This is a genomic window from Promicromonospora sp. AC04 (assembly GCF_003058225.1).
Lineage (GTDB): Bacteria > Actinomycetota > Actinomycetes > Actinomycetales > Cellulomonadaceae > Promicromonospora.
Map to the genome: position 1 here is coordinate 56220 of NZ_QBUG01000010.1, position 24693 is coordinate 80912.

The window sequence follows — 24693 nt, forward strand, 5'->3', positions numbered from 1 at the left end:
TTCGTTGACGTTGTGCAAAATTCACCCGAGGGTGCATGCTACGTGGTTATGGTCCCAACGTCGCGACCGAACGATCACGAAGTGTCCGATTATTCGACCCATGCGCGACGGCCGACGATTGTTGACGTTGCCAGGGCTGCGGGGGTGTCCACCGCCGTCGTCTCCTACACGCTCAACGGGCGTCGGGGGGTCTCCGCCACGACCCGCGAGCGGGTGCTCCGCGTGGCGGACGAGCTGGGCTGGCGGCCCGCCACCGCCGCGCGCTCGCTGCGCAGCGGGCCTGCGGCCGCGGCCCTGGTCGTCGTGCACGACCAGCCGTTTGGCACCCGGGCCGCGTTCCCGCTCGACCTCGTGACCGGCGCGCTCCAGACCATCGGCCCGGACACGCTCACGCTGGCCGTGCACGTCGCGGCCTCCCCGGCCGACGCCGCGCAGCTCATGGACCGGTGGTGGACCGAGCGCCGCTACGCGGCGTTTGTCGTCACGGGCGTCCGGGTCGACGACGCGCGCCTCGCCGCACTGCGCTCCCTCCCCGCGCCCGCGGTGGTCGTGGGCGCGGCAGAGGCCGGCGCGCCGGCCACCTGGCAGCACGTTGTGCTCGACGACGGCGACGCGTTTGCGCAGGTGGGAGCATTCCTCGCCGACCTGGGGCACCGGCGGATCGCGATGGTCGCCGGGTCGGAGCGTCTCGTCTCGCCGGTGCGCCGGGCTGCCGCCCTGGAGTCCGCGCTGGTGCGGTACGGCATCGAGCTGCGCACGGTGGCGGGCGACGGCCCCGAGCGTGCGCTGGCGGTGCTGCGCCCGCTGCTCTCCGCCGTCGACCGCCCTACGGCGATAGTGACCGACGACGACGCCACCGCCGGACTGGTGCTCGACGTCGCCCGGCGGCTCGGCCTCGGCGTGCCGTGGGACCTGTCGGTGGTCGCCGGGACCGACTCGCCGGCGTGCTACCTGACGACGCCGTCGCTCACCGCCGTGCCGTACCCCGTCGAGGAGCTCGGGAGGGCCACCGGCTGGGCGCTGCGCACCGCGCTCGGCACCGTCGCGTCCCGGCGTGCGGCCGGGGCGGACCCGCTGGGAGGCGAGGCGCCGCCGTCGGGCACCGTGCCTGTCGGCCGGCTCGTGGTGCGGGGCTCGACGGCGCCTCCGGCCGGAGGTTAAACGTTTAGGACGGTTCTGCCGGAGCCAAACGGTAGGCAAAGTTACGACATGCCACGGCGGAACGAGCCGCCGCGGCGCGTGTGCCGCCGTCCGGCCCCGGGCCGGCGCGGTACGCGCTCGGTTCGGCCAACGGAGGTCACCGTGTTCACAGCACCACGCCGCACACGCGGCACGTCCCCACGCAGGTCACGCACAGTGGCGGCTGCAGCAGTGGGCGCTCTCCTCGCGGCTCCGGCGCTTGTCGCCGTCTCGAGTGCGCCCGCTGTCGCGCTCGAGGACAACCCCTTTGTCGGGGCCGGGCAGTACGTCAACCCGGACTGGTCGGCGTTGGTCGAGACGGCGGCCGCCGAGGTGGGGGATCCCGGCGTCGCCGCGGACATGCGCGCCATCGCCGACGAGCCGACGTCGGTCTGGATGGACCGCATAGCGGCGATCGAAGGCACCGAACGGCAGCACGGCCTGCAGTGGCACCTCGACGAAGCGGTGGCCCAGTCGGGCGGTTCGCCCCTGGTGTTCAACGTGGTCATCTACGACCTGCCGGGCCGCGACTGCCACGCCCTCGCCTCGAACGGCGAGCTGCCCGCCACGGCGGCGGGGATGGCGCGGTACAAGACCGAGTACATCGACCCGATCGCCGCGCTGCTGAACCAGCCGGAGTACGAGAACCTGCGGATCGTCGCCACCATCGAGCCGGACTCGCTGCCCAACCTCGTGACCAACCAGTCCGACGCCGACTGCGTCGCCTCGGCGCCGTACTACCGCGAGGGCGTGCAGTACGCGCTCACCGAGCTGTACGAGGTCGGCAACGTGTACTCCTACCTCGACGCGGCCCACTCGGGCTGGCTCGGCTGGCCCGACAACTCCGGCCGCTCCGCGCAGGAGTTCGCGAACGTCATCGAGGGCAGCACCTACGGGTGGGACGCCGTGTCCGGCTTCGTCACCAACACGGCGAACACCACGCCGCTGGAGGAGACGTTCCTGCCCAACCCCGATCTCCAGGTCGGCGGCGGCCAGGTCAAGTCGGCCGGCTGGTTCGAGTGGAACCCGGACTTCGACGAGATCGACTGGACGGCACACCTCTACGACCTGATGATCGCGCAGGGCGCACCGTCGAGCATCGGCATGCTCATCGACACCGGGCGCAACGGCTGGGGCGGCGCGGCCCGTCCGACGGCGGTCAGCACGTCCACCGACCTGAACACCTACGTGAACGAGTCCCGGGTGGACCGCCGCAACCACCGTGGCGCCTGGTGCAACCCGTCGGGCGCCGGCATCGGCCAGCGGCCGACCGTGACGCCGTCGGGCCACGCCGAGTCGCACCTGGACGCATTCGTGTGGGTCAAGCCCCCGGGTGAGTCGGACGGCTCGTCGGTGGAGATCCCGAACGACGAGGGCAAGCGTCTCGACCGCATGTGCGACCCGACGTACCAGTCCAGCGAGCTGGGCGGGCGGCTGACGGGCGCCCTCCCGGACGCGCCGCTGTCGGGCCACTGGTTCCAGGCCCAGTTCGAGATGCTCGTCGCGAACGCGTACCCCGCGATCGGCTAGGGGCACCGGGCGCGGAGCGGAACCGGGCGCGGAGCGGAACCGGGCGCGGGGCAGCACCAGGTACCGAGGGGCAGGGCCACAGCGCGGTGGCCCTGCCCCTCATCGTCCCGCCGGTCCGGGCGCGCCGAGCCGCAAGTTACTGGTCAGCGCGAGGGCCGAGCCGCAAGATGCCCGTCAATCCGGCCAGCCTCGGACGCCGAACCGCAGGTTGCTGGCCTGTGTGTACGCCGAGCCGCAAGTTGCCGGTCCAAACTGGCGATGATCGACACGTATCTTTCGGCTCGAGCGGCGGGAGTGGGTAGTGACTTGCGGGTCGGCGGGCGGGGCTGGCTTGGCGTGGCCGCCGCGCCCGCAGGTCTTGGTGTGCGGCGGTTTTATCTCCGGGAAACTTGGGTGACGCTAATATCGCGGCCTGTCGACAGGGGAGTAGCCGTGGCTGAGCGCGTCACGTTCGAGAGCACTACGGGGCCGCGCCTCGCGGGCATCATCGACCTGCCCGACGGCGAGGTGCGCGGCTGGGGCGTGTTCTCCCACGGGTTCACGCTCGGCAAGGACTCGCCGGCCGCGGCGCGAATCTGCAAGCAGCTCGCGAGCGAGGGCATCGGGATGCTCCGCTTCGACAACCTGGGCCTGGGCGACTCCGAGGGCGACTGGGGCGACGGCTCGTTCACGCACAAGGTCGCGGACACCGTGCGGGCCGCCCAGTTCATGGCCGACGGCGGCCGGCCGGTGCACCTCCTGGTGGGGCACTCGTTCGGCGGCGCGGCAGTGATCGCGGCCGCCGGGGACGTCCCGGGCGTGCAGGCCGTCGCGACGATCGGCGCGCCCGTCCAGCCGCGGCACGCGGAGCACAACTACGACGCCGTCCTGGGCCGGGTGTTCGACGAGGGCCACGCCCAGTGGATGGTGGGCGGGCGCGCGCTGACGCTGAAGCGGCACTTCGTGGAGGACGCCCGGCGGGCCGAGCTTCGGTCGAAGATCCGGGAGCTCGGGTCGCCCCTGCTGGTGATGCACTCGCCGACGGACAGCACCGTGGACATCTCGAACGCCGGGGAGATCTTCCGGGAGGCCCGGCACCCACGCTCGTTCGTGTCCCTGGAGGGCGCCGACCACCTGCTCACCGCGCCCGGCCAGGCCAAGCGCGCGGCCCGGATCATCAGCGCCTGGGCAGACCAGTACCTGACGGCGTGACGATCAACTACGAAAAGGTAGTCGTCGACGATGACTACGTCTTCGTATTCGCCGCACAACGGCGATGAACCTCGTATGCCTCAGGACGGAGCCGTCACCCGCCTCCGCGTCAGCGTCTCCGGCGTCGACCGGTGGCCGCAGAACGCGAGCCCGTAGAGGAACGTGACGACGACGGCGAGCATCAGCACCTCCCCGCCGTCCTCCAGCGCGCTCAGGACCACGTGCCAGACGCCCCGGTTCGTCGTGAAACCGTGCACGGCGTCGATCCCGACGCCGCACAGCACCAGGAGCGCGAGGAGCACCGTGAGCACGCGGGACGCCGCCCGCCACTCGGGCGCCGCGAACCGGTACCCGACGGCGACGGCCGTCAGCAGGACCGTCCCGATGAACGCCAGCCACACGATCTCGCCGACCGGCTGCCCGTACGGGTACGGGATGGTGACGTTCGCGGAGACCACCTTGGCCATGCGCTCGTGCAGCATGAAGTAGTCGTCGGCCAGGAGCACGGCGAAGACCGCGGACCACCCCGCGAGCACCACCTGCCGGTGCGCGATCGCGAGGTAGAGCGCCAGCCCGGCCGCCCACGCCGCGAACAAGTACCCGACCACCTCAGGGACGCTGCGCTCCATCGCGAACCGGAAGCCCGTCCACTCCGGGATCCCCAGGAACGAGTGCGTGAGGAAGATCAGGTTCAGGCCGAGGGCCACCGTCACCAGCATGCCGAAGAGGCCCACGACGGGACGGTTTTCCAGCCCGAGGGCTACGGCGGCTCGCGTGTGCACTGAAGTTCTCCTCTGGTGACCCGATGACGCGGATGCGGACACGCTTCCGTGACGGGATGAGGCGGTGAGGAGAAGTTGATGAGAGTCCTCTCATCTGGCGTCGTCGGGGCAGCCGCGGCGCCGCGGCGCAGGTCACTCCCGCCGGACGGCGGGGCACCCCGGAGCGCCAGTAGACTTTGCCAGTAATTCCCTCACCTTCAAGGAGCCTTCGTGGGACGCGTCGTCGTCGAGGTCATGCCCAAGCCCGAGATCCTGGACCCCCAGGGCAAGGCTGTGGTCGGAGCGCTGCCGCGCCTCGGCTTCACCCAGTTCTCCGGTGTGCGTCAGGGCAAGCGGTTCGAGCTCGAGGTGGACGGTGAGGTGACGCCGGAGATCCTCGCCGCCGCTCAGGAAGCAGCGGCCACCCTGCTGTCCAACCCGGTGATCGAGGACGTCGTGTCGGTGACCGACGCGTCCGCCGAGGTGACCGGCGCGACGGTGAGCGCCTGATGTCGGTGACCGGGCCGGCGTCCGGCGCCGTGGCGGTGCCCGGGATCGACGGCGCCCGGATCGGCGTCATCACGTTCCCCGGCACGCTCGACGACCGGGACGCGGCACGCGCCGTGCGCCTGGCCGGCGCCGAAGCCGTGTCGCTCTGGCACGCCGACGCGTCGCTCCAGGACGTCGACGCCGTCGTGCTGCCCGGTGGGTTCTCCTACGGCGACTACCTGCGCGCGGGCGCGATCAGCCGGTTCGCGCCGGCGATGGCCGCGGTGGTCGACGCCGCCAAGGGTGGCATGCCGGTGCTCGGCATCTGCAACGGCTTCCAGGTCCTCACCGAGGCGCACCTGCTGCCGGGCTCGATGGTCAAGAACGACCACCTGCACTTCGTGTGCCGGGAGCAGTCGCTGATCGTCGAGAACGCGCGCACCGCCTGGACCAACGAGTTTCGCCGCGGGCAGCGGATCACGATCCCGCTGAAGAACCAGGACGGCCAGTTCGTCGCCGACGAGCGCACCCTCGACGAGCTCGAGGGCGAGGGCCGCGTCGTCTTCCGGTACGACGGCTGGAACCCGAACGGGTCGCGCCGCGACATCGCGGGCATCACCAACGACCGCGGCAACGTTGTGGGGCTCATGCCGCACCCGGAGCACGCGGTGGAGGCCGGCTTCGGCCCGGCGTCCGCCGAGGGACCGCGCGCCGGCGTCGACGGGCTGACGTTCTTCACGTCGGTGCTGTCCTCGCTGGTCCACGCGTGACCGTCGGCTCGGCCGGGGCAGGCACGCATGGCCGCTGAGGTTCTCTCGGATACCGCTATCGAGACGGTCGCCTGGGACCACGCCGACGCCGTGCGCCTCCGCGCCGACCAGCAGCGCGAGATCGACCTGCGGTACGCGCAGCCGGGCATGCCCTCGGTGACGGCCGGGCCGGACCCGCGCGACCAGGTGGATCCCTCGATCGTCTTCGCGACCCTGCTGCTGCGTGTTGGCGGCGAGCCTGCCGGGCACGCCGCGATGCGCGACCTGTCGGGCCGCGACGACCACCAGGGCGGCCTGCACCCCGAGGGGACCGCCGAGGTCAAGCGCGTGTACGTAGCGCCGGGTTTCCGCGGTCGCGGGCTGTCCCGCACCCTGATGAACGCGGCGGAGGACGCGGCCCGCGCCGCGGGCGTGCGGCACCTGATCCTGGAGAGCGGGCTCATGCAGCCCGAGTCGCTGGGGCTGTACCTGCGGCTGGGCTACGACCCGGTCGAGCCGTTCGGCGTGTTCGCGGACGAGCCCGACTCGCGGTGCTTCGGGAAGTGGCTGGTCCCGGCGCAGAGCGTCCCGGGCGGTGTGCCGGACGGCGGCGCGGTGGGCGGCGGCGCGGCGGACGGCGGCGCGGTGGGCGGCAGCGTGGCGGACGGCGGTGTGCCGGACGGCGGCGCGGTGGACGGCGGCGCGGTGGCGGGTGCCGCTGCCGAACGCCTGCCCGCTCCGTCGTCGGGCCCGGAGATTCGTGAGGTGCCCTGGGGCGATCCCGATGCGGCGGCGCTGCGGCGCGGCATGTGGGCCTTCCTGCGGGAGCTGTACCCCGACCTGGTGCGCGACGTCGAGGCACGCGGCGGGTACGACGCCGCTGACGCCGAGCGCGGGCGCGCCGCGTGTGCGACCTTCCTGGCGACGCTCGACGGGCGGCCGGTCGGCTGCGCGACGCTCGCGGCGGCGCAGGTGGGTCCCGCACACCTCACGATGGACCCGCTGATCGGTTACGCCGGGCTCGCGCAGTCGGGCGCCGAGCCGAGCGCCGACGACCCCGGCGGCTTCGAGATGCGCAGCGTGTTCGTGGACCCGTCCGCCCGGCGGGCGGGCGTCGCGAAGGCCCTGGTCCGGCAGATCGAGGACGCCGCCCGACGCCGTGGCGGGCTCGCGCTGTACCTCGCGACGGGCGTCCGGCAGCCCGAGGCGCTGCGGCTCTACGTGGGGGCCGGCTACCGGCCGGTACTACCGTTCCCGCCGCACGACGACCCGCAGAACGCGGAGCTCCTGTTCCTGGGCAGGAAGCTCGCGTAAGTCTTCTTGCTGGTTTCCCTCATACGCAACAAGCCTGGACATGTGCTGGTGCGTGTGGGTGCGACCCGGGCGTCGGGTGTCGGGGAGAGATCATCCGCTGGGGCTGAGTTGCTGACAGTAGACGTTGTCTACTGTCAGCAACACAGCCCGGGGGTACATGTTTCCCCCGGGGGCGACTCTCCGACGAGGTCACCGCTCCCGCAGGAACTCCAGCTGTGCGCGCACCGAAGAGCGAGCCGCGCCGAGTACGGACCGCTCGACGTCCGTGTAGACAGCGGCGGTCACCGCGTCCAGGAGCGGATCCGGGAGCGGCGTCTCGCCGCCGGGCAGCTCCGCCCTGAGCGTTGCGAGCGCCGAGCGCACCTGGTCCAGCCGCTCCAGGCGATGCTCGCGGTACGCGTGCACCGCAGCGCCGAGGTCTGGGATGACGGGTCCGTGCCCCGGCAACCCCATGACGCCGGTCTCACCCAGCCGTTCCGCCGTGCTGGAGAGCCGGTCGAGTGAGGCCAGGTAGTCCCGCAGCGAGCCGTCCGGCTCGGCCAGCACGGTGGTCCCGCGGCCCAGCACCGTGTCACCGGTCAGCACCACTGTGTCCGACGTCGCCCCGGTCGCCTCTCCCGTCGGCTCGCCCTCGGCGGCGGTGCCGCTCGCAGACACGACGAAGCACACCGAGTCCGCGGTGTGCCCCGGCGTGGCCAGCACCTCGATGCGCAGGCCGGCGACGTCCAGCACCTCGCCGTCGGCCAGCGGCCCGACGCCCGCGCCACCAGCGCTACCCGCGCCGTCGTCAGAGACGCCCGCGCCGTCGCCCCCGGCGCAGAACTCCGGCAGCGCACCCCGCGACGGCGCCCCGGTCAGCTCCCGGAACCGTGCCAGCCCGCCGGTGTGGTCCGCGTGCCGGTGGGTCACGAGCACCAGGTCCACCGGGCCGGATCCGGCCAGCGCGGCGAGGTGCGGCTCCAGCTCCGGCCCGGGATCGACCACCACGCAGCCCCGCGAACCGGGCGCACGCAGCACGTACGACCGGGTTCCGTCGAGCGTCATCGGGCCGGGGTTGTCGGCGCGCAACGCCCTCGCAAAGGGGGCAATGAGGTCCACCGGCTCACCATATCCAGTGGTCAACTGGGGTTGTTCCGGGACGGACTCCGGTGTGTGATCGGTAAGCACCTCCCAATGACGAGAGGATCCCCAGGATGTCCGCCAGTCCAGGCACGGCGCAGCAGCACCTCCACACCCGCAGAGTCCCCGCACTACTCGCCACGGCAGCACTAGCCTTGACCACTCTCCTCTTACCCACCCCGGCCACCCAGGCGAACCAGGCTGCCTCCGCAGCCGCAGACTCCGAGCTGGTCATCAGTGCGGGTCCGGTCGCCTTCGTGGACGACGGCGACACGGCGACCGTCACCCTCACCGTCCGGGCGGCCGACGACGGCGCGCTCGCCGAGCCCGTCAGCGTCGACTGGAGGACGGGCTCCGGCACCGCGACGGCCGACGCGGACTACGCCGCCGGCTCGGGCACCATCGAGTTCGCGGCGGGGACGCCGTCCGGCACCGAGCGCTCCATCCGGATCCCGACCCGGGAGTCGGACGGCGGCGAGACGGCGGAGACCGTTCCCGTGGTCCTGGAGTCGCGAGATGCCGAGGTCTCGGGTGCGTCCGCCGTCGTCGTGCGGGCGCACGACCTGCCGTACCTCGACCCGCGCCTGTCCACCAAGCGGCGTGTCGCGGACCTGGTGAACCGCATGACGCTCGAGGAGAAGGTCGGGCAGATGACCCAGGCGGAGCGCGGGAGCGTCGCGGGCGACCCGGCGGTCATCACGGAGCTCGGCCTCGGCTCGGTCCTGAGCGGCGGCGGCTCGCCGCCCGCCGAGAACACGCCAGAGGGCTGGGCCGACGCCATCGACGGCTTCCAGACGCAGGCGCTCGCGACGCGGCTGCAGATCCCGCTGATCTACGGCGTCGACTCCGTGCACGGCCACGGCAACCTGAACGGTGCCACGATCCTGCCGCACAACATCGGGCTCGGCGCCACGCGCGACCCGCTGCTGGTGGCGCGGGCGGAGCGCATGGTCGCCACGGAGACACGAGCGACCGGCATCCCGTGGACGTTCGCGCCGTGCGTGTGCGTGGCGCGCGACGACCGCTGGGGCCGCACGTACGAGTCCTTCGGGGAGCACCCCGCGCTCGCGAGCGTGCTCGGCGCCGCCGCCGTCGCCGGGTTCCAGGGCACGCGCCTGGACAGCAGCAAGTCCGTCCTCGCGACGGCCAAGCACTTCGCGGCCGACGGCGACACCGCCTACGGCACCGGCGAGGGTGACTACACGGTCGACCAGGGCATCACCGAGCAGAGCCGTGACCACGTCGAGGCAGTGGACCTGCCGCCCTACGTGGCCGCGCTCGCGGTCGGCGTCGGCTCGGTCATGCCGAGCTTCTCCAGCATCGACTGGACCGACGACGGCCTCGGCAACCCCGTGAAGATGCACGCCAACGACGAGCTGATCAACGGGTGGCTCAAGGACGACCACGAGTTCGACGGCTTCGTCATCAGCGACTGGCAGGGCATCCACCAGATCCCGCCGCTCGCGTCCGACTCGCCCACCACCGCGCAGATCGTCACCAGCGTGAACGCGGGCATTGACATGTTCATGGAGCCGTCGCAGTTCGAGCGGTTCCACACGCGGCTGGTCGCTGCGGTGCAGGACGGCCAGGTCACCGAGGAGCGAATCGACGACGCCGTGTCCCGGATCCTCGCCGCGAAGTTCGAGCTGGGGCTGTTCGAGGAGCCGTTCGCGGACCGGTCGCACGCCGACGAGATCGGCTCCGCCGAGCACCGGGCGATCGCCCGCAAGGCCGTCGCCGAGTCGCAGGTGCTGCTCAAGAACTCGCGCCGCGCGCTGCCGCTCGACGAGGACGAGAGCGTGTACGTCGCGGGCCGCAACGCCGACAACCTGGGTAACCAGGCGGGCGGCTGGACCGGCACCTGGCAGGGCTTCTCGGGCGACGTCACCGAGGGCACCACGATCCTGGAGGGCATTCAGGCGGTGGCCGACGACGTCACGTTCAGCGAGGACGCGTCCGCGCCGACCGACGGGGCCGACGTCGGCGTCGTCGTCGTGGGCGAGACCCCGTACGCCGAGGGGTTCGGCGACGTCGGCGGGCCCGAGTGGGCCTACGACCCAGCCGACGGCGGGGTGTTCCGCGAGGAGAAGTCGATGTCGCTGCAACCTGGCGACGCCGAGCTCGTGGAGAGGGTCTGCGCCGAGATCAAGACCTGCGTGGTCCTGGTCGTGTCCGGGCGGCCGCAGGTGCTCACCGAACAGCTCGGGTCGATCGACGCACTCGTCGCGTCGTGGCTCCCGGGCACGGAGGGTGCTGGCGTCGCGGACGTGCTGTTCGGCGACCGGCGGTTCACGGGCAGGCTGCCGGTCTCGTGGCCGCGGTCCGCGGACGACCCGGTCGTGAACGTCGGCGACGCGGACTACGACCCGCTGTTCCCGTTCGGCTGGGGCATGTCGACAGGCGGCCGTACGTCGCACCTCGACGACCAGCGGATCGCGCTGCAGGACGCGGTGCTCGACCCGGTGAACGGCGTGCCGCCGGCGGCGTCGAAGGCGATCGCAAGGTCGGACGTAGCGCAGCTGGAGGGCCGCGAGGCCGTGGCAGGCCGGATTCTGAACGCGGCGGCCCCTGAGGACGGGCACTAAGGGCAGGCGCTAAGGACGGGCGCTGAGGGAGGGTCGCCTCCGTCGAACCCGTCGGGAGAAAACCTCCCCGCGACAGGTGTGTTGCTCTGCGTCGACATCGTCTACGCAGAGCAACACACTCCCGGTGCGATGGTTCTCCCCCGCGGGCCTACCTCGTCGAGGCCAGGGCCTGTTCCACGTCCTCGATGAGGTCCAGCGGGTCCTCGAGGCCGATCGAGAGCCGGACCGTCGTCTCCGCGATGCCGACGGCGGCCCGGCCGGCGGCGCCGAGCTTGCGGTGCGTGGTCGTCGCGGGGTGCGTGATCAGGGACTTCGCGTCGCCGAGGTTGTTCGAGATGTCGATCACCCGCAGGGCGTCGAGGAATCCGAACGTGTGCTTCTTCGCGCTCTCGGCGTCGGTCCCCTCGGGGACTGCCAGATCGAACGTCACGACGGTGCCGCCGCCGCTCATCTGGGCCCGCGCGAGCTCGACCTGCGGGTGGGAGTCGAGGAACGGGTACCGCACCGCGCCCACCGCGGGGAGCGCCTCCAGGGCGTTCGCGACGGCGAGCGCGCCGGCGCCCTGCGCCGCCAGCCGCACCGGCAGCGTCTCCAGCCCCTTGACCAGGGTCCACGCGTTGAACGGCGACAGCGACGGCCCGGTGTTGCGGATGAACGTCTGCACAGGCCCGGTCACGTACTCGGCGGAGCCGAGGATCGCGCCGCCCAGCACGCGCCCCTGCCCGTCGATGTGCTTGGTCGCCGAGTAGACGACGACGTCGGCGCCCAGCTCCAGCGGCTTCTGCAGCAGCGGGGTGGCGAACACGTTGTCGAGCACCACCTTCGCCCCGGCGGCGTGCGCCAGGTCCACGACGGCGCGCACGTCCACGATGTCCTGCATGGGGTTCGACGGCGTCTCGAAGAAGACGACGTCCGCCGGCGTCGAGAGCGCCTCCTCCCACTGGGACAGCACGTGCCCGTCCACGTAGTCGGTGCGCACGCCCCACTTCTTGAAGATCTCCTCGAAGATCACCACCGTGGACCCGAACAGCGCCCGGGCCGCCACGATCCGCGAACCCGACTGCACGAGCGCGGCCAGCGACGTGAACACCGCGGACATGCCCGTCGCGGTCGCGTAGCAGGCCTCCGCGCCCTCCAGCAGGCGCAGCCGCTCCTCGAACGTGTGCACCGTCGGGTTGCCGTAGCGCGAGTACACGAACCGGTCGAGGTCGCCCGCGAACGCGGCCTCGGCGTCGGCCGCCGTGTCGTAGACGTAGCCCTGGGTGAGGAAGAGCGCCTCGCTCGTCTCCTGGAACTCGGTGCGCTGGTGGCCGCCGCGCACGGCGAGGGTCGCGGGGCGGACGCCGCCGGGGAGCGGCTTGCGGCCGGACCCGCCCGGGCTCGCGTCGGGCGGGAACGCGCCGGTGACCGTCATTCGGCGCCCTCCGTCCAGGGCAGCCCGGCGACCTTCCAGCCCTGCTGGTCGCGGACGCCGTCGGCCCCGGGAGCGCCCTCGAAGCCCTCCAGCACGTTGTACGACGGCGCGATGCCCGACGCCGTGGCGAGGCGCGCCGCGCCGATCGAGCGCTGGCCGGAGCGGCAGAGGAAGACGACGGGGCCGTCCGCGACGCCTGCCGCCTTGAGCTCCTCCAGGAACCCGGTGTTGGGGCGGCCACCGGCCCGCACCCACTCGGCGAAGACCGGCCGCTTCTCGATCGACGCGGTGTCGGGGATGCCGATAGTGCGCCACTCACCCTCGGTGCGGACGTCCACGAGGGTGGCGCCGGGGTCTGCGGCGAGCAGGTCCCAGGCCTGCTGGGGCGTGATGTCGCCGGCGTAGCCGTCGGCGGGGCGGGCTTCGAGGTGCGCGGGATCGCTCATGGTGCTCCTCCATCGGTCGTGGCGGTAGCACCCTCGTCCGTCCTCCGCTGTTGCGGGGAACGCTGGGTTGCTGCGGCGTCGTCGTGCCACGTCACTCGGCCGCTCGGGATGGTCGTTCGCAAGCCTACGACACGTGTCCGGTGGGTGGAATCCCGCCTCAGGATATGGACGGTACGGTGTTCCTGGCGGTGTCGTCCTGACCGCCGATCTTCCGCCGGCCCAACGGTTTGTAAGGTTTGACTTCGACGATCTGTAAGGTTTGAGTCTGACGATCTGTAAGGTTTGACGTCGACCATCTGTCGCGGAACGGTGGCCCGGCGCCTATGGTTCCTGCATGGACTACCTCCCTCGCGTGGTTGACGGCGAACTCAAAGACATGGTCGGGGGACTGCCTGCAGTGGCTGTCGAAGGCCCAAAGGGTGTGGGTAAGACGGCAACGGCGGCGCGCCTTGCCAGGACGACGATCCCCCTCGACGATCCTGGCCAGCGCCAACTTCTTGAATTGGACCCGGGCCGGCTGCGCGATGCGCCTGCCCCGATTCTTATCGACGAATGGCAGCTCCTGCCGAGTTCCTGGGACATGGTGCGCCGGGCCGTGGACGATGGTCATGGTCCGTACATCCTGACCGGGTCAGCAACACCTCGTGCGCGTGTCCATTCCGGTGCTGGTCGCATAGTCCGTCTACGGATGCGTCCGATGGGTCTTGATGAGCGCGGCGTCACTGAGCCGACGGTCTCGTTTGCAGAACTTGTCGATGACGGTGTCGCCACGGTCGAAGGGCGAAGCGACTTCAATCTCAACGACTACGCCGAAGAGGTGGTCCGGTCGGGATTCCCAGGTATGCGACAGCTCTCGGGGCGGAGGTTGGTGCAAGCGCTGGACGGGTACTTGGCCCGAGTGGTTGAGCATGACTTTGCCGAGCTGGGGCATGTCGTCAGGCGCCCTGAAGCACTTCGCTCCTGGTTGACGGCATTCGCTGCAGCGACTGCGTCCACCGCGTCATACGAGACGATCCTGAACGCTGCAACACCTGGCATCGCCGAGAAGCCCACCCGACAAGCCACGATCGCTTACCGGGACACCTTGGCAAGGTTGTGGATACTCGACCAGCTTCCAGCCTGGGTCGGGAGTCGCAACCATCTCGCATCGTTGACTCAGGCTCCGAAGCACTACCTGGCAGACCCTGCTCTTGCTGCGCGTCTGCTCGGAGTGGGAGCCAAAGCGCTGGTAGCCGAACCGCAGGCGCAGAAGTTCATTGCCCGTGACGGAACGCTTCTAGGTTCCTTGTTCGAGCACCTCGTCGCGCTGACGATCCGAGTCCATGCCGAAGCGAGCGGAATGAGAGTTCTCCACCTGCGCACCAAGGGTGGTGAGCACGAGGTCGATCTGATCGTAGAGCGTGACGACGGGAGGGTGCTGGCGATCGAGGTGAAGCTCGGCCCGATTCCTTCCGATCGGGATGTGCGGCACCTGCGCTGGCTAAGAGAGAAGCTCGACGACGACCTTGTGGACGCCGTCGTAATCACGACAGGTCCACTCGCATATCGTCGGCCACAGGACGGAATCGCAGTGGTTCCGTTGGCGCTGCTCGGGCCATGACACCAGTTGAGGAGCCGCTCGACGGCGGGAATATGACCGCGGTCGTGCGGGTCGGTGACACCGTCCGCCGGACCGCCGGGCCCTGGACGTCCACGATCCACACCTATCTGCGTCACCTGCGGGGATGCGGCGTGACAGAGGTGCCGGAGCCCTTCGGACTCGACGAGCAGGGGCGCGAGATCGTCTCGTTCCTGCCGGGGGACGTGCCAGGCTGGCCGGCCCCGGAGTGGCTCTGGTCCGAGCAGGTCCTGCACGACGCTGGGCGCCTCCTGCGGCGTCTCCACGACGCGTCCCTCGACCTCGAGCTGCCCGACGCCGTCTGGCGGCTCCCGGCGCGCGAACCCGCCGAAGTGATCTGCCACAACGACGCGGCGCCGTACAACATGGTGTTCCGCGAGGGGCGACTCGTCGGCCTGATCGACCTGGACATGTCGTCGCCCGGACCACGCCTGTGGGACCTCGCATACACCGCGTACCGACTCGCCCCGTTCTCGGGCGACGCGTTCGCGGGAGCGGGTTATGCCGTCGGGCATCTCGACCCGCTGGCACGCTTGGACGCGCTCGTCGCTGCGTACGGCATCGCGTACTCGCGCACGGAGGTGCTCGGCACGATGGTGAAGCGGCTGGAGGAGCTCGCCGCTTTCAGCGAAGCGCGGGCCGACGACGGCGGCCCGGCCGAGCTGCGCGAGCACGCCGTCATGTACCGCGCGGATGCCACCCGCATCGAGGGCCTCGCGCGCTGATCCGTAGTCCAGGGGGCGTCCGACTTGTAGCACATGGCGACCGGATCGTGAGACCAACATCTGAGACGCTCGTTGACATCAGTTTTGCCGCAGCACAGGATGTCGTCAGGTCATGAGCGCCAGCGTCAAGCCCCGGCTCGCTGGCCGGCAACCCTCCCTCCGCGGCGGGGTGCCCCGGGTGACGACCTGGCCGCGCGCAGCCCGCGCGTGGCAAGCGCGGGGGAACCTCCCCCAGGACTGTGCTGGAGGACGCCATGTCTGCAACCACTCTCAACCGTGACGCCACGGTGGCCGACGTCGCCCCGCTGCGCCCCGTGGTCGGCGGCGGCACGCTCGTCCCGCTCGTGGACGGCACCCGGGTCTCGTACGCGAACCTCGACGTCGCGGCGTCGGCCCCCGCCCTGCAGGCCGTCGCGGACCGCGTCACCCAGGTGCTCCCCCTGTACGCGAGCGTGCACCGCGGCGCGGGGTACCTCTCCCAGGTGAGCACGGCGCTCTACGAGACCGCCCGCCGCACCATCGGCGCGTTCGTCGGCGCCCGCGAGGACGACCTGACGATCATCACGCGGAACACAACCGACTCCCTCAACCTCCTCGCCGGCTGCGTCCCCGCGCAGCCCGACGGCGAGCCCGGTCGCGTGCTCGTCCTCGACGTCGAGCACCACGCGAACCTGCTGCCCTGGCAGCGCACCACCGGCGCGACCGTGCTGACCGGCGGGTCCACCGTGGCCGAGACCCTCGCCCAGATCCGCGAGGAGCTGGCCGACGCCGCCCCGCACCGGCCGTTCGCCCTCCTCGCCCTCACCGGCGCCTCCAACGTGACGGGGGAGTCGCTCCCGGTCGACAAGATCGTCGCGATCGCCCACGAGTTCGGGGCGCGCGTAGTGCTCGATGGCGCCCAGCTAGTGCCGCACCGCCGCATCTCCCTGGAGTCGACCGGGGTCGACTACCTGGCGTTCTCCGGGCACAAGACCTACGCCCCGTTCGGTGCGGGCGCCCTGGTGGGCCGCCGCGACTGGCTCGATGCCGGCACGCCCTACCTCGCGGGCGGCGGTGCCGTGCGGCGCGTCCGGGTCTCCGGCACCGACTGGCACGAGGGCCCCGCCCGGCACGAGGCCGGCTCGCCCAACGTGATCGGCGCCGTGGCCCTCGCGGCGGCCTGCGAGGAGCTGGCGGCTCTCGATCCGGCCGACGTCGCCGCCCACGAGAACGCGCTCCGCCGTCGGCTCGTGTCGGGGCTCGAGGCGATCGACCGGGTCGAGGTCGTGCGGGTCTGGGCCGACGCCGTCGACCCCGTCGGCGTCGTGACCTTCACCGTCACCGGCTACGACCCGGGCCTCGTGGCCGCGTACCTGTCCGCGGAGCACGGCATCGGCGTGCGGGACGGCCGCTTCTGCGCGCACCCGCTTCTCGGCCGCCTCGGGTTCGACGCCGGGGCGGTGCGGGCCTCGGTCGGCGTCGGCACCGCGGGCGAGGAGGTCGAGCGCCTGATCGCGGCCGTCGGCCGCCTGGTGGCGGAGGGCCCGCAGGCCGGGTACGACGTCGTCGACGGGCTGTGGGTGGTGACCGACGACCCGCGCCCCGTCCCCGAGGGCTCCGGCCTCGCGGGTCTCCTGGCGACGGCAGCAGCGGGCTTCGAGGACGACTTCGGCTGCCTGCCCGACGAGTCCTGAAACGGGTCGGGCGTGCAGGTCACCCGGTGACCTGAGCGTCTGACGCGTGAGCGGCTCACAGCGCGAGCGCCACGCAGATGCCGCCCATCGTCAGGTCGAGGCCGATGCACCACAGCGCCAGCGAGCGGTTGACCACGATGTCGCGGCGGTAGTGCACCAGGTCCCATCCGGCGTGCCCGGCCAGGGCGAGGCCCGCGAGGGCCAGCCCGACGCTCGGCTCCAGGTACAGGGCGACGGCGGCCACCCCGAGGTACGTGACCATCGCGGCCGCCTGTGGCCAGGTCGCGCGGCGTCCCAGCGCCAGGCCGATACCGGCAAGGACCAGGCCCACCAGCGCGAACGTCACCCAGCGCGGCATGCCGGTCAGCTCGGACACGACCGGGATCGCCGACGCCGGCACCACGGCCAGCCATGCCGTCCAACGGACGCCGGTCACCGCGGCGGCCAGGTAGCACAGGGCCGCGACGCCGACGGCGGTGGTCGGATCCTGCGCGACGGCGTCCTGCCAGGTGCCGCCGTCCAGAGCCGTCCCGGCCACCAGCAGGCCGAAGCCCGTGACCGCGCCGAGCACTATCCAGGCGGTGTTGGTGGGCCAGGTTCCGGTCCATGGGCTCGGTCGCGCGGGTGCGGCCGTCTCGAATGCCTCGGTCATCGTTCCGTTCCTCTCGTGTCCCCGTCGCCAGATACCCCAGAGGGGTACCAAACCACGGGTCGTCGAGCAGCGAAACCCCCTTCGGCGAGGACCGAAGCCCGGTGTCAGAGGTGCAGGTCGTCAGAGAGGGAAGCCGCTCGGGCGCGGGAGGGCTGCTTCCAGCTGGGCCGCCAGCGCCAGGAGCGTGAGCTCGCCGCCCGGCCGGCCGATGACCTGCACCCCCATCGGCAGCCCGGCGGGCGCCTCGGCGGTGGGCTCGGTCCAGTGCGTCGGCACGGTGATCGCCGGGAGCCCGGCGACGTTGAGCATGGACGTGAACGGCGTGTACTGGCACTGCTGCTCGAAGTTCAGCTCCGGGTCCTCGGCGTCGTACCACCCGATGGGCCGGGGCGTGAGCGCGAGCGCGGGCGTCACGACGGCGTCGTACGCGCTGACCTGCGCGACCAGCGACCGCTCGTAGGCGGTGAGCGTGCGCATCGCCTCGGCGAGCCGCCGCGCGGGCACCTCGCGGCCCGACCGGATCAGCCACTGCGTCAGCGGCTCCAGCTTGCCGAGCGTCTCCGGGTCGTCGATCGGCACGGCCGACGCGCCGCCCATCCACAGGGTCCGGAACGCGGGCGCGTACTCGGGCGCCTCGTCGAGGACCAGCTCGTCGATCTCGTGCCCGAACCCCGCCAGCGCGCGCAAACCCGCGTCCAGCCCGGCCCGGGCCTCCGGCGACACGGTGATGTCGTAGAACCCGTCCCACGCCGACGAGGTGGTCACCCCGATCCGGGCGCCGCCGCCGCTCAGCCCGGCGGCCGTCCCGGCGTTGGAGGTGGGCAACGTGGCATGCTGCGCTGCCGCGAGGTACGCCCCCGCCGCGTACGACGGCGCCCGCAGCGTGTACGGGTGCGCGACGCCGCCCCCGGCGCGCCTCGGGAGCATCGCCTCCAGCAGGAGGGCTGCATCGGCGACGGTGCGTGCGATCGGCCCGTTCACGACCAGCCCGCCCAGTGAGTCGATGCCGCTGCCCGCCGGCAGCAGCCCGCGTGTCGGCTTGAGGCCCACCACGCCGCAGGCTGCCGCGGGGATGCGGATCGAGCCGCCGCCGTCGGACCCGGGCGCGAACGGCAGCATGCCCGCGGCCACCGCCGCGGCCGCCCCGCCGCTGGACCCGCCCGCGCCGCGGGTCAGGTCCCACGGGGTGCGCGCGGGCGGGGCGCCCAAGGGCTCGGTGTAGGCGGGGAAGCCCAGCTCGGGCGCGGTGGTCTTGCCGAGGCTGACGATGCCGGCGGCGTCGAGCACCTGAACGATCTCGTCGCTCTCCTCGGCCGGCGGGAGCCCCGCGAAGGCGCGCGACCCGAAGCCGGTCGGCACGCCCGCGCGGTTCCACAGGTCCTTGTCCCCGGTGGGCATCCCCCACAGGCTGCCCGACGGCGGTTGCGTGCCCGCCGGACCGTCGCCGCGGGACCGCTGGAGCGCCTTGGCCCGTTCCCGGGCGAGGCCCGGTGTGACGGTGGCGAAGGCGCCGACCTCCGGGTTCAGCAGCGCCACCCGGGCGAGGAAGTGCTCGGTGACCTCGGCAGGAGTGAGCTCTCCGGCGGCGAGGAGGTCGCGGAGCTCAACGGCGGTCCGCTCGTGCAGGGCATCCATCCGGCCAGGTTAGGCGCACTCTTGCCGGGGCGGTAAAGCCACCGCGCGCAGAGTGCGGTTCTCGCGGCCGTGAACCAGATCGGCATCGGCACCACCTCCCCCTGGCGCCCGGAGGTCCGGACGCCCGGAGGCCCTGGCGCCCGGAGGTCCGGAGGCCCGGACGCCCGGAGGCGAGGTCCAGAGCTCTGGTGCGGAGGCGGAGAGCCGGTCAGTCCTTGCTCAGCAGCTCCCGGGCCTCGCCCAGCACCCCGATGAGCCGCTCGACGTCCGGGTCGTCCTCGGACGCATAGATCGCCACGGTGTCCGCGCCGGCCGCACCGAACCGGCGCACGCCGTCGGCCACCGCCTGGGCCTCGCCCCATACCGCGTAGCCCGCCAGCGCGTCGTCGGCCGCGTCCGTGCCCCAGGCGGTGAGCTCCGCGCGCAGGCGCGCCTCGGCGTCGGGCCCGGTGCCGCCGTACACGAACTGGATCACCGGGAAGGCGTCCGTGGCGGCCCGGCCCGCGGCGGCCCGGCCCTCGGCGATCCGCTCCAGCGTGGCCGGCAGCCCGGTCAGCCCGACGGATCCCTCGAGCACCACGCCGTCGCCCACCTCGCCCGCGAGGCGGAGAGACTTCGGCCCCGTCGCGGCAACCGGCACCGGCACGGGTCGTGCGGGCGGCCAGTCCAGCGCGACGTCGTCCAGGGACACGTACCGGCCCGACGTCGTCACGCGCTCCCCGGCCAGCAGCGCACGCAGCGCCGTCGAGTACTCCCGCATGAGCGTCAGCGGCGAGGCGGCCTTGGCCCCCACCTGCGCCATCCATGACTGGACGCCGTGCCCGATCCCGGGGATGAGCCGGCCCGGGAACATCCCGTCGACCGTTGCCACCTCCATCGCGGTGAGCGCCACGTTCCGCAGGGGCGTCGGCATCACGCCGATCCCCACGCGGACGCGTTCGGTGGCGGCCAGGATCGCGCTCGCGGCGGAGATCCCGCCCGACTGGAAGCAGTCCTCCCAGAGCCAGATCTCCTCGATCCCCGCGGCCTCGACGGCGCGCGCGAGCGGGACGATCCGGGACGGCGGGGTCGAGGGACGGATGATGCACGCCAGTGTGGTCATGGTCCCCACGCTGTCACGGAGCGAGCCGTCAGATCCAGCCCTTTCGCGCGGCGTGCCAGCCGAGCTGGATGCGGGTCGAGACCCCGGCGATGTCCATCAGCACCTTGACGCGCCGCTGCACGGTCCGCAGGGAGAGGCCGAGCTGGTTGGCCACCGACTGGTCCGTGAGGCCGGCCAGCATCAGCCCGAGGATCCGGGCGTCCTGTTGGTCGAGGTCCGTGCCGGCAGCGTGCTCGCCCGGCCGGGCGAACGGGGTCGCGTCCCGCCACACGCTCTCGAACAGGGCGATCAGGGCGTCCAGCAGCCCCGAGGGGTGGATGACCAGCGCGCCCACCAGGTCGGGCGCGACGTCGGAGCCCTCGGAGTCGACGACCGTCTGGATCGGCACGAACGCGAGCCGGCGGTCGATGATGAACAGCTTGATCGGCACCCGCTCGGAGAACCGCACGTCCTCGCCGTGCTCGATGGCCGCGGCGACGTCGTCCACCCGGAGCGTGCCGGTGTCGAGGAAGACGCGGTCCACCACCACCCGGTAGCGGACGCCGCGCGCCACGGCCTGGTCCTCCGCGGTGTTGTCCTCGGCGGACATCACGAAGACGGGCGGCTTGGTGAACGACTCGACGGTCTCGCGCGCGCCGAGCTGGAGCTGCATGATGCGGTGCTTCACGGCGTCCGCCCCGCGCACCACGTCGACGACGTCGGTGGCCGGCCGCAGGGCGGACGAGCGCCGGAACTCCTCCTCGAGATCGATCAGCTCCACCTGCGCCGCGCGGATCTCGTCGTTGCGCTGGGCGAGCAGCGCACCCAGCGCGATCTCGGGCGGAGCGGCCTGGAAGCGGGAGTCGTCGGCGCTCTGCCGGGTCACGAGGCCGTGGCTCTCCAGCCCGCGGAGCACGTCCAGCGCGTCGCCCGGGTCGCACCCGAGCCGGCGCCCCAGTTCTGCGGCATCCAGCGACGGAGACGCCACGAGCTCGCGGTACGCGAGCGACTGCGACTTCGTCAGGCCGAGCACATCGCCGAGCATGGCATCCTCCCGCCGGATGAATTTCACCGTGCCGTGGCGACGATACGCCAGGGCGCGTTTACGACATATCCCCCGACGCCCGATGTTGCGACTCGCCGCCAGGACCGGAGCCGGATTGGTAGCCTCCGGCACGTGATCACCGAAGACGTGAGCTTCCCCGCCGACGACGGCGAGCCCATCGCCGGCCGCTGGTTCCTGCCGGACGGCGACCCCGTCGGCGTCGTCGCGATCGCGCCCGCGATGGCCATGCCGATGCGGTTCTACCGGCACACCGCCGCCTGGCTCGCGGAACACGGCTTTGCGGTGCTCACCTTCTCGTACCGCGGCTCGGAGCCCGAGTTCTACGGCCCCATGCGGGACTCCACGGCGACCGCCCTGGACTGGTACCACGACGCCGAGGTGGCCGCGGTCCACGCCCGCACCAGGGCCGACGCCGCCGGCGTCCCGCTCACCTGGGTCGGCCACTCGTTCGGCGGCCAGAGCCTGGGCTTCCTGGCCGACGTCGGCGTCGACCGCTGCGTCATGGTCGCCTCGGGGACGGGCTGGCGGGGCAAGGCGTCGCCGGTCATCAGGACGTGGTCGCCGCTGTTGTGGCGGGTCATCGCGCCGGCCGCGATCGCCGTGCTGGGCTACTACCCGGGCCGGCGGCTCCGGATCCTGGACGATCTGCCCGGCGGCGTCATGCGCCAGTGGGGCCGCTGGTGCCTGCACCCGGACTACCTGTTCAGCGAGCACCCCGAGCTGCGGGACCGCTTCGCGAAGGTCGAGACGCCGGTCGCGGCCCTCTGGACCGCTGACGACGAGCTGCTGTCGGCCGACTCGATCCGGTACTGGTGCCGGGAGTTCCCGAGTGCGGAGATCGAGTTCGTCGAGATGCGGGCCGCCGACCACGGCCTGGGCCGCATCGGGCACTCGGGTTTCTTCCGCCCGAAGCGCGCGATCCTGTGGGAGAAGGTGCTGCTTCCGCGCCTCGCTGCCGGCTCGGCGTCGTCGTAGGGCGAGGAACGTGGGCGGGACCGCCGCCGACGTCGCCCCGGGGTGACTGCATGACGGCGGGGTATGTTGCTGTGCGTAGACATGGTCTACGCACAGCAACACACCCGGCGGGGATACACGTTCTGCGCGACGCCCGGCAGGCTTGCACCGGCGTCACAGAGGCGTGATCGTGCCCCGGAAGTGGCGGGTGTCCTTGCCGGACCGCCAGCCGTCGTACACGAAGCCGGTCGCCGCGCGGTCCTCGCGCTGTGCCCCGCCCGCCCCGCCCGCGGCGGCGTCGGCCGCGTAGCGGATCGCCACGTCCACGGTGCTCGGCAGGAGGACCGGCTTGAGGAACTCGACGGTCCACTCGTAGGTCTCGCCGCGGAGTGCTGGTCCGACCTCGGCCAGCGCGCGCGCCGCGCTGTACATCCCGTGCGCGATCGCCCGCGGGAAACCGAATGCCTTGGCACCGAGGTTCGACGTGTGGATCGGGTTCAGGTCGCCCGACACCGCGCCGTATGCCCGTCCGGTCCCGCTGCCGAGCTTCCAGCGCGCGGTCGGCAGGGGCGCCGTCCACTCCTCGCGCGGGGCCTCGGCGTCGGGCGCCGCCGCGCCGTCCGGCGCCGTGAAGCCCTTGGCGAGGTACGTCGAGACGCCCCGGTAGGCGAGGTCCCCGTCCACGAGGACCTCCGCGACCAGGTCCACCTGGACGCCGCGGCGGTGTGCGCGGGCGTCCTGGGCCCAGGCTCGCACCTCGATCGTCTCGCCCAGCCGCACCGGCCGGAGCACCCGGGCCACGTTCCTCAGGTGCACGAGGCCGAGCAGCGGCAGCGGGAAGTCGCTGCGCACCATCACGGCCGTGGCCAGCGGGAACGCCAGCACGTGCAGGAACCCGGCCGGCAGCACCTCGGACGACGGCTCACCGACCAGGTCCTGATACGCCGCCAGGTGCGCCGCCTCGCCCGCGGTGTCCACGCCTGCGACGCGGTAGGTCACCTCGGGCAGCCGGACCGCACCCTTCGGGCGCTTGCCGGCGGACCCGGCGACGCCCTTCGTGAACAGCCCGCCCAGCTTCGGCAGCTGGGCCAGCTCGCTCACGCCGTACGACGCCGGTGCGCCCGCCTCCGGCGCGTTCGTCACCTCGTCGGCGCTGCCCGTCACTTGCCCACCATGGACTGACCGCAGACGCGCAGCACCTGGCCGTTCACGCCGCTCGCCACGGGCGACGAGAGGAACGCGATGGCCTCGGCGACGTCGATCGGCAGCCCGCCCTGCTGGAGCGACGGGACGACGTGGCGGGCCACGACCCGCGTGCCGACCGGGATTGACCTGGTCATCTCGGTCTCGATGAAGCCCGGCGCCACCGCGTTCGCGGTGCCGCCCAGCGCCGCCACGAGCGGCGCCGTTGCGGCCGTGTGGCCGATCACGCCGGACTTCGAGTACGCGTAGTTGGTCTGGCCCTTGTTACCCGCGATGCCCGACGTCGAGGCGAGCGAGACGATGCGCAGCCCCTCGACCCCGGCGGCCAGCAGCTGCTCGTTGATGCGCAGCTGCGAGGCGAGGTTCACCGCGATGACGGCGTCCCACTGCGCGGGCTTCATGTTCGCGAGCAGCTTGTCGCGCAGGATCCCGGCGTTGTGCACCAGAATGTCGATCCCGCCCAGGTGCTTCGTCGCCTCCAGGATCTTGGTGCCGGCGTCGGGCGCCGTCACGTCGAGCTGCAGCGCGGTGCCCTTGATCTTGTTGGCGACGGCGGCCAGCGACTCGCCCGCCGCGGGCACGTCGACGACCAGGACCTTGGCGCCGTCGCGGGCCAGGGTGCCGGCGATCGCCGCGCCGATGCCGCGCGCGGAACCGGTGACGACGGCGACCTTGCCTGCCAGCGGCCGCGCCCAGTCGACGTCGGCCTGCGCGTCCGACGGGCCGACGGGCAGCACCTGGCCGTCGACGTACGCCGACTTGGCGGACAGGAAGAAGCGGAGCGTGCCGAGCGCGGAGGCCGAGTCGACGGCGGCCCCGCCGGTCAGCTGCACGCCGTTCGCCGTGGCGCCGCCCCGCAGCTCCTTGCCGACCGAGCGCGTGAAGCCCTCGAAGCCGGCCCGGGTCGCGGCGAGCGTCGGCGAGTCGCCGGCCTCGGGCGCCCGGGACACGACGACGACGCGGCCGTTGCCCGCGAGCTTGCGCAGCGTTCCGCCCAGGGCGAGCACCGCCTCCGAGACGGCCTCGGGCGACTCGGCTGCCGTGCCCACGAGCACGACGCCGCCCCAGCGGATGTCCGCGGAGTCGTCGCCCGAGCGGCGCACGTCGACGTCCCAGGCGACGAGGGCCTTGGCGAGCGCATCGGCGTCGCCGGCCGAGGCGTCGTCGGACACCACGAGCACCGGGCCCACCGTCAGCGGGGCGTCGGGGGCGTAGCGGCGCAGGATGGCCGGGCGGGGGAGGCCCAGCTGCTTCGAGAGCTTCTTGCCGAGTCCGCCGTTCACGAACTTGGTGTAGTTGTCAGCCACGA

21 protein-coding genes and 1 riboswitch are annotated in these 24693 nt (G+C 72.3%); of the genes, 11 read left to right on the forward strand and 10 right to left on the reverse strand.

Annotated elements, in window-relative coordinates:
• Positions 1-48: 48 nt before the first annotated feature.
• From C8K30_RS23305 to C8K30_RS23315, 3 genes are all read left to right on the forward strand, one after another.
• On the forward strand, positions 49-1161 hold the full coding sequence (locus tag C8K30_RS23305) for a LacI family DNA-binding transcriptional regulator (protein WP_108495297.1): 1113 nt from the start codon (positions 49-51) through the stop codon (positions 1159-1161).
• 195 nt (positions 1162-1356) lie between these two features.
• A complete protein-coding gene (locus C8K30_RS23310) occupies positions 1357-2709 on the forward strand; it encodes a glycoside hydrolase family 6 protein (RefSeq protein WP_233257390.1) in 1353 nt (450 codons plus the stop codon).
• 432 nt (positions 2710-3141) lie between these two features.
• Positions 3142-3900, forward strand: a complete 759-nt coding sequence (locus C8K30_RS23315) for a S9 family peptidase (RefSeq protein ID WP_108495299.1) — start codon at positions 3142-3144, stop codon at positions 3898-3900.
• Positions 3901-3980: 80 nt separating this feature from the next.
• On the opposite strand, the gene C8K30_RS23320 is transcribed toward C8K30_RS23315, so the two are convergent.
• Positions 3981-4682 (reverse strand): hypothetical protein, encoded by a 702-nt coding sequence (locus tag C8K30_RS23320; protein WP_108495300.1) that lies wholly within the window; start codon positions 4680-4682, stop codon positions 3981-3983.
• Between the two features lie 210 nt (positions 4683-4892).
• On the opposite strand from C8K30_RS23320, the gene purS reads away from it, so the two are divergent.
• From purS to C8K30_RS23335, 3 genes are read left to right on the forward strand one after another with little or no spacing between them, the layout of a single operon-like run.
• Positions 4893-5171: a phosphoribosylformylglycinamidine synthase subunit PurS gene (purS, locus tag C8K30_RS23325; RefSeq protein WP_108495301.1), complete on the forward strand. Its 279-nt coding sequence runs from the start codon at positions 4893-4895 to the stop codon at positions 5169-5171.
• Positions 5171-5920: a phosphoribosylformylglycinamidine synthase subunit PurQ gene (gene purQ, locus C8K30_RS23330; protein WP_108495302.1), complete on the forward strand. Its 750-nt coding sequence runs from the start codon at positions 5171-5173 to the stop codon at positions 5918-5920. The genes purS and purQ overlap by 1 nt, the downstream gene beginning before the upstream one ends.
• Positions 5921-5947: 27 nt before the next feature.
• Entirely contained in the window at positions 5948-7213 is a 1266-nt protein-coding gene (locus tag C8K30_RS23335) for a GNAT family N-acetyltransferase (RefSeq protein WP_108495303.1), read from the forward strand.
• A 189-nt stretch (positions 7214-7402) separates the two neighbouring features.
• Here C8K30_RS23335 and C8K30_RS23340 read toward each other — a convergent pair whose 3' ends face one another.
• A complete protein-coding gene (locus C8K30_RS23340) occupies positions 7403-8257 on the reverse strand; it encodes an MBL fold metallo-hydrolase (RefSeq protein WP_108495483.1) in 855 nt (284 codons plus the stop codon).
• Positions 8258-8487: 230 nt separating this feature from the next.
• On the opposite strand from C8K30_RS23340, the gene C8K30_RS23345 reads away from it, so the two are divergent.
• Complete coding sequence (locus C8K30_RS23345; RefSeq protein WP_233257391.1) at positions 8488-10917, forward strand: glycoside hydrolase family 3 protein; 2430 nt, start codon at positions 8488-8490, stop codon at positions 10915-10917.
• A gap of 148 nt (positions 10918-11065) precedes the next feature.
• On the opposite strand, the gene C8K30_RS23350 is transcribed toward C8K30_RS23345, so the two are convergent.
• Both C8K30_RS23350 and C8K30_RS23355 read right to left on the reverse strand, forming a co-directional pair.
• Positions 11066-12331, reverse strand: coding sequence for an O-succinylhomoserine sulfhydrylase (locus tag C8K30_RS23350; protein WP_108495305.1), 1266 nt, complete (start codon positions 12329-12331; stop codon positions 11066-11068).
• Positions 12328-12777 carry a rhodanese-like domain-containing protein gene (locus C8K30_RS23355; protein ID WP_108495306.1) on the reverse strand — a complete coding sequence of 150 codons (450 nt, stop codon included), beginning with the start codon at positions 12775-12777 and terminating at the stop codon, positions 12328-12330. Before C8K30_RS23355 ends, C8K30_RS23350 begins: the two co-directional genes overlap by 4 nt.
• Before the next feature lie 334 nt (positions 12778-13111).
• On the opposite strand from C8K30_RS23355, the gene C8K30_RS23360 reads away from it, so the two are divergent.
• The 3 genes from C8K30_RS23360 to C8K30_RS23370 all read left to right on the forward strand — a co-directional run bounded on the left by C8K30_RS23360 (position 13112) and on the right by C8K30_RS23370 (position 16793).
• A complete protein-coding gene (locus C8K30_RS23360) occupies positions 13112-14377 on the forward strand; it encodes an ATP-binding protein (RefSeq protein WP_108495307.1) in 1266 nt (421 codons plus the stop codon).
• On the forward strand, positions 14374-15120 hold the full coding sequence (locus tag C8K30_RS23365; protein ID WP_108495308.1) for a phosphotransferase enzyme family protein: 747 nt from the start codon (positions 14374-14376) through the stop codon (positions 15118-15120). Before C8K30_RS23360 ends, C8K30_RS23365 begins: the two co-directional genes overlap by 4 nt.
• A 108-nt stretch (positions 15121-15228) precedes the next feature.
• Positions 15229-15343, forward strand: a riboswitch (SAM riboswitch).
• 31 nt (positions 15344-15374) lie between these two features.
• Positions 15375-16793: an aminotransferase class V-fold PLP-dependent enzyme gene (locus tag C8K30_RS23370; RefSeq protein ID WP_199230661.1), complete on the forward strand. Its 1419-nt coding sequence runs from the start codon at positions 15375-15377 to the stop codon at positions 16791-16793.
• A gap of 55 nt (positions 16794-16848) precedes the next feature.
• On the opposite strand, the gene C8K30_RS23375 is transcribed toward C8K30_RS23370, so the two are convergent.
• The 4 genes from C8K30_RS23375 to C8K30_RS23390 form a co-directional block, all read right to left on the reverse strand.
• Complete coding sequence (locus C8K30_RS23375) at positions 16849-17445, reverse strand: hypothetical protein (RefSeq protein WP_108495310.1); 597 nt, start codon at positions 17443-17445, stop codon at positions 16849-16851.
• Positions 17446-17565: 120 nt separating this feature from the next.
• Complete coding sequence (locus tag C8K30_RS23380; protein WP_108495311.1) at positions 17566-19080, reverse strand: amidase; 1515 nt, start codon at positions 19078-19080, stop codon at positions 17566-17568.
• A 208-nt stretch (positions 19081-19288) separates the two neighbouring features.
• Complete coding sequence (locus C8K30_RS23385) at positions 19289-20182, reverse strand: LLM class flavin-dependent oxidoreductase (RefSeq protein ID WP_108495312.1); 894 nt, start codon at positions 20180-20182, stop codon at positions 19289-19291.
• A 28-nt stretch (positions 20183-20210) separates the two neighbouring features.
• Entirely contained in the window at positions 20211-21206 is a 996-nt protein-coding gene (locus tag C8K30_RS23390; RefSeq protein WP_108495313.1) for a LuxR family transcriptional regulator, read from the reverse strand.
• Positions 21207-21338: 132 nt separating this feature from the next.
• On the opposite strand from C8K30_RS23390, the gene C8K30_RS23395 reads away from it, so the two are divergent.
• On the forward strand, positions 21339-22202 hold the full coding sequence (locus C8K30_RS23395; protein WP_108495314.1) for a serine aminopeptidase domain-containing protein: 864 nt from the start codon (positions 21339-21341) through the stop codon (positions 22200-22202).
• Positions 22203-22355: 153 nt separating this feature from the next.
• On the opposite strand, the gene C8K30_RS23400 is transcribed toward C8K30_RS23395, so the two are convergent.
• Positions 22356-23345, reverse strand: a complete 990-nt coding sequence (locus C8K30_RS23400; RefSeq protein WP_233257392.1) for a MaoC/PaaZ C-terminal domain-containing protein — start codon at positions 23343-23345, stop codon at positions 22356-22358.
• Positions 23342-24691 carry a 3-oxoacyl-ACP reductase gene (locus C8K30_RS23405; protein WP_108495315.1) on the reverse strand — a complete coding sequence of 450 codons (1350 nt, stop codon included), beginning with the start codon at positions 24689-24691 and terminating at the stop codon, positions 23342-23344. Before C8K30_RS23405 ends, C8K30_RS23400 begins: the two co-directional genes overlap by 4 nt.
• Between the last annotated feature and the right edge of the window lie 2 nt (positions 24692-24693).

What these genes read in the sequence shown, in the direction of transcription:
- C8K30_RS23305 (WP_108495297.1), top strand. Translation starts at nt 49, where the DNA reads ATGGTCCCAACGTCGCGACCGAACGATCACGAAGTGTCCGATTATTCG.
- purQ (WP_108495302.1), top strand. Translation starts at nt 5,171, where the DNA reads ATGTCGGTGACCGGGCCGGCGTCCGGCGCCGTGGCGGTGCCCGGGATC.
- C8K30_RS23335 (WP_108495303.1), top strand. Translation starts at nt 5,948, where the DNA reads ATGGCCGCTGAGGTTCTCTCGGATACCGCTATCGAGACGGTCGCCTGG.
- C8K30_RS23340 (WP_108495483.1), bottom strand. Translation starts at nt 8,257, where the DNA reads ATGACGCTCGACGGAACCCGGTCGTACGTGCTGCGTGCGCCCGGTTCG.
- C8K30_RS23350 (WP_108495305.1), bottom strand. Translation starts at nt 12,331, where the DNA reads ATGACGGTCACCGGCGCGTTCCCGCCCGACGCGAGCCCGGGCGGGTCC.
- C8K30_RS23355 (WP_108495306.1), bottom strand. Translation starts at nt 12,777, where the DNA reads ATGAGCGATCCCGCGCACCTCGAAGCCCGCCCCGCCGACGGCTACGCC.
- C8K30_RS23360 (WP_108495307.1), top strand. Translation starts at nt 13,112, where the DNA reads ATGGACTACCTCCCTCGCGTGGTTGACGGCGAACTCAAAGACATGGTC.
- C8K30_RS23365 (WP_108495308.1), top strand. Translation starts at nt 14,374, where the DNA reads ATGACACCAGTTGAGGAGCCGCTCGACGGCGGGAATATGACCGCGGTC.
- C8K30_RS23370 (WP_199230661.1), top strand. Translation starts at nt 15,375, where the DNA reads ATGTCTGCAACCACTCTCAACCGTGACGCCACGGTGGCCGACGTCGCC.
- C8K30_RS23375 (WP_108495310.1), bottom strand. Translation starts at nt 17,445, where the DNA reads ATGACCGAGGCATTCGAGACGGCCGCACCCGCGCGACCGAGCCCATGG.
- C8K30_RS23380 (WP_108495311.1), bottom strand. Translation starts at nt 19,080, where the DNA reads ATGGATGCCCTGCACGAGCGGACCGCCGTTGAGCTCCGCGACCTCCTC.
- C8K30_RS23385 (WP_108495312.1), bottom strand. Translation starts at nt 20,182, where the DNA reads ATGACCACACTGGCGTGCATCATCCGTCCCTCGACCCCGCCGTCCCGG.
- C8K30_RS23390 (WP_108495313.1), bottom strand. Translation starts at nt 21,206, where the DNA reads ATGCTCGGCGATGTGCTCGGCCTGACGAAGTCGCAGTCGCTCGCGTAC.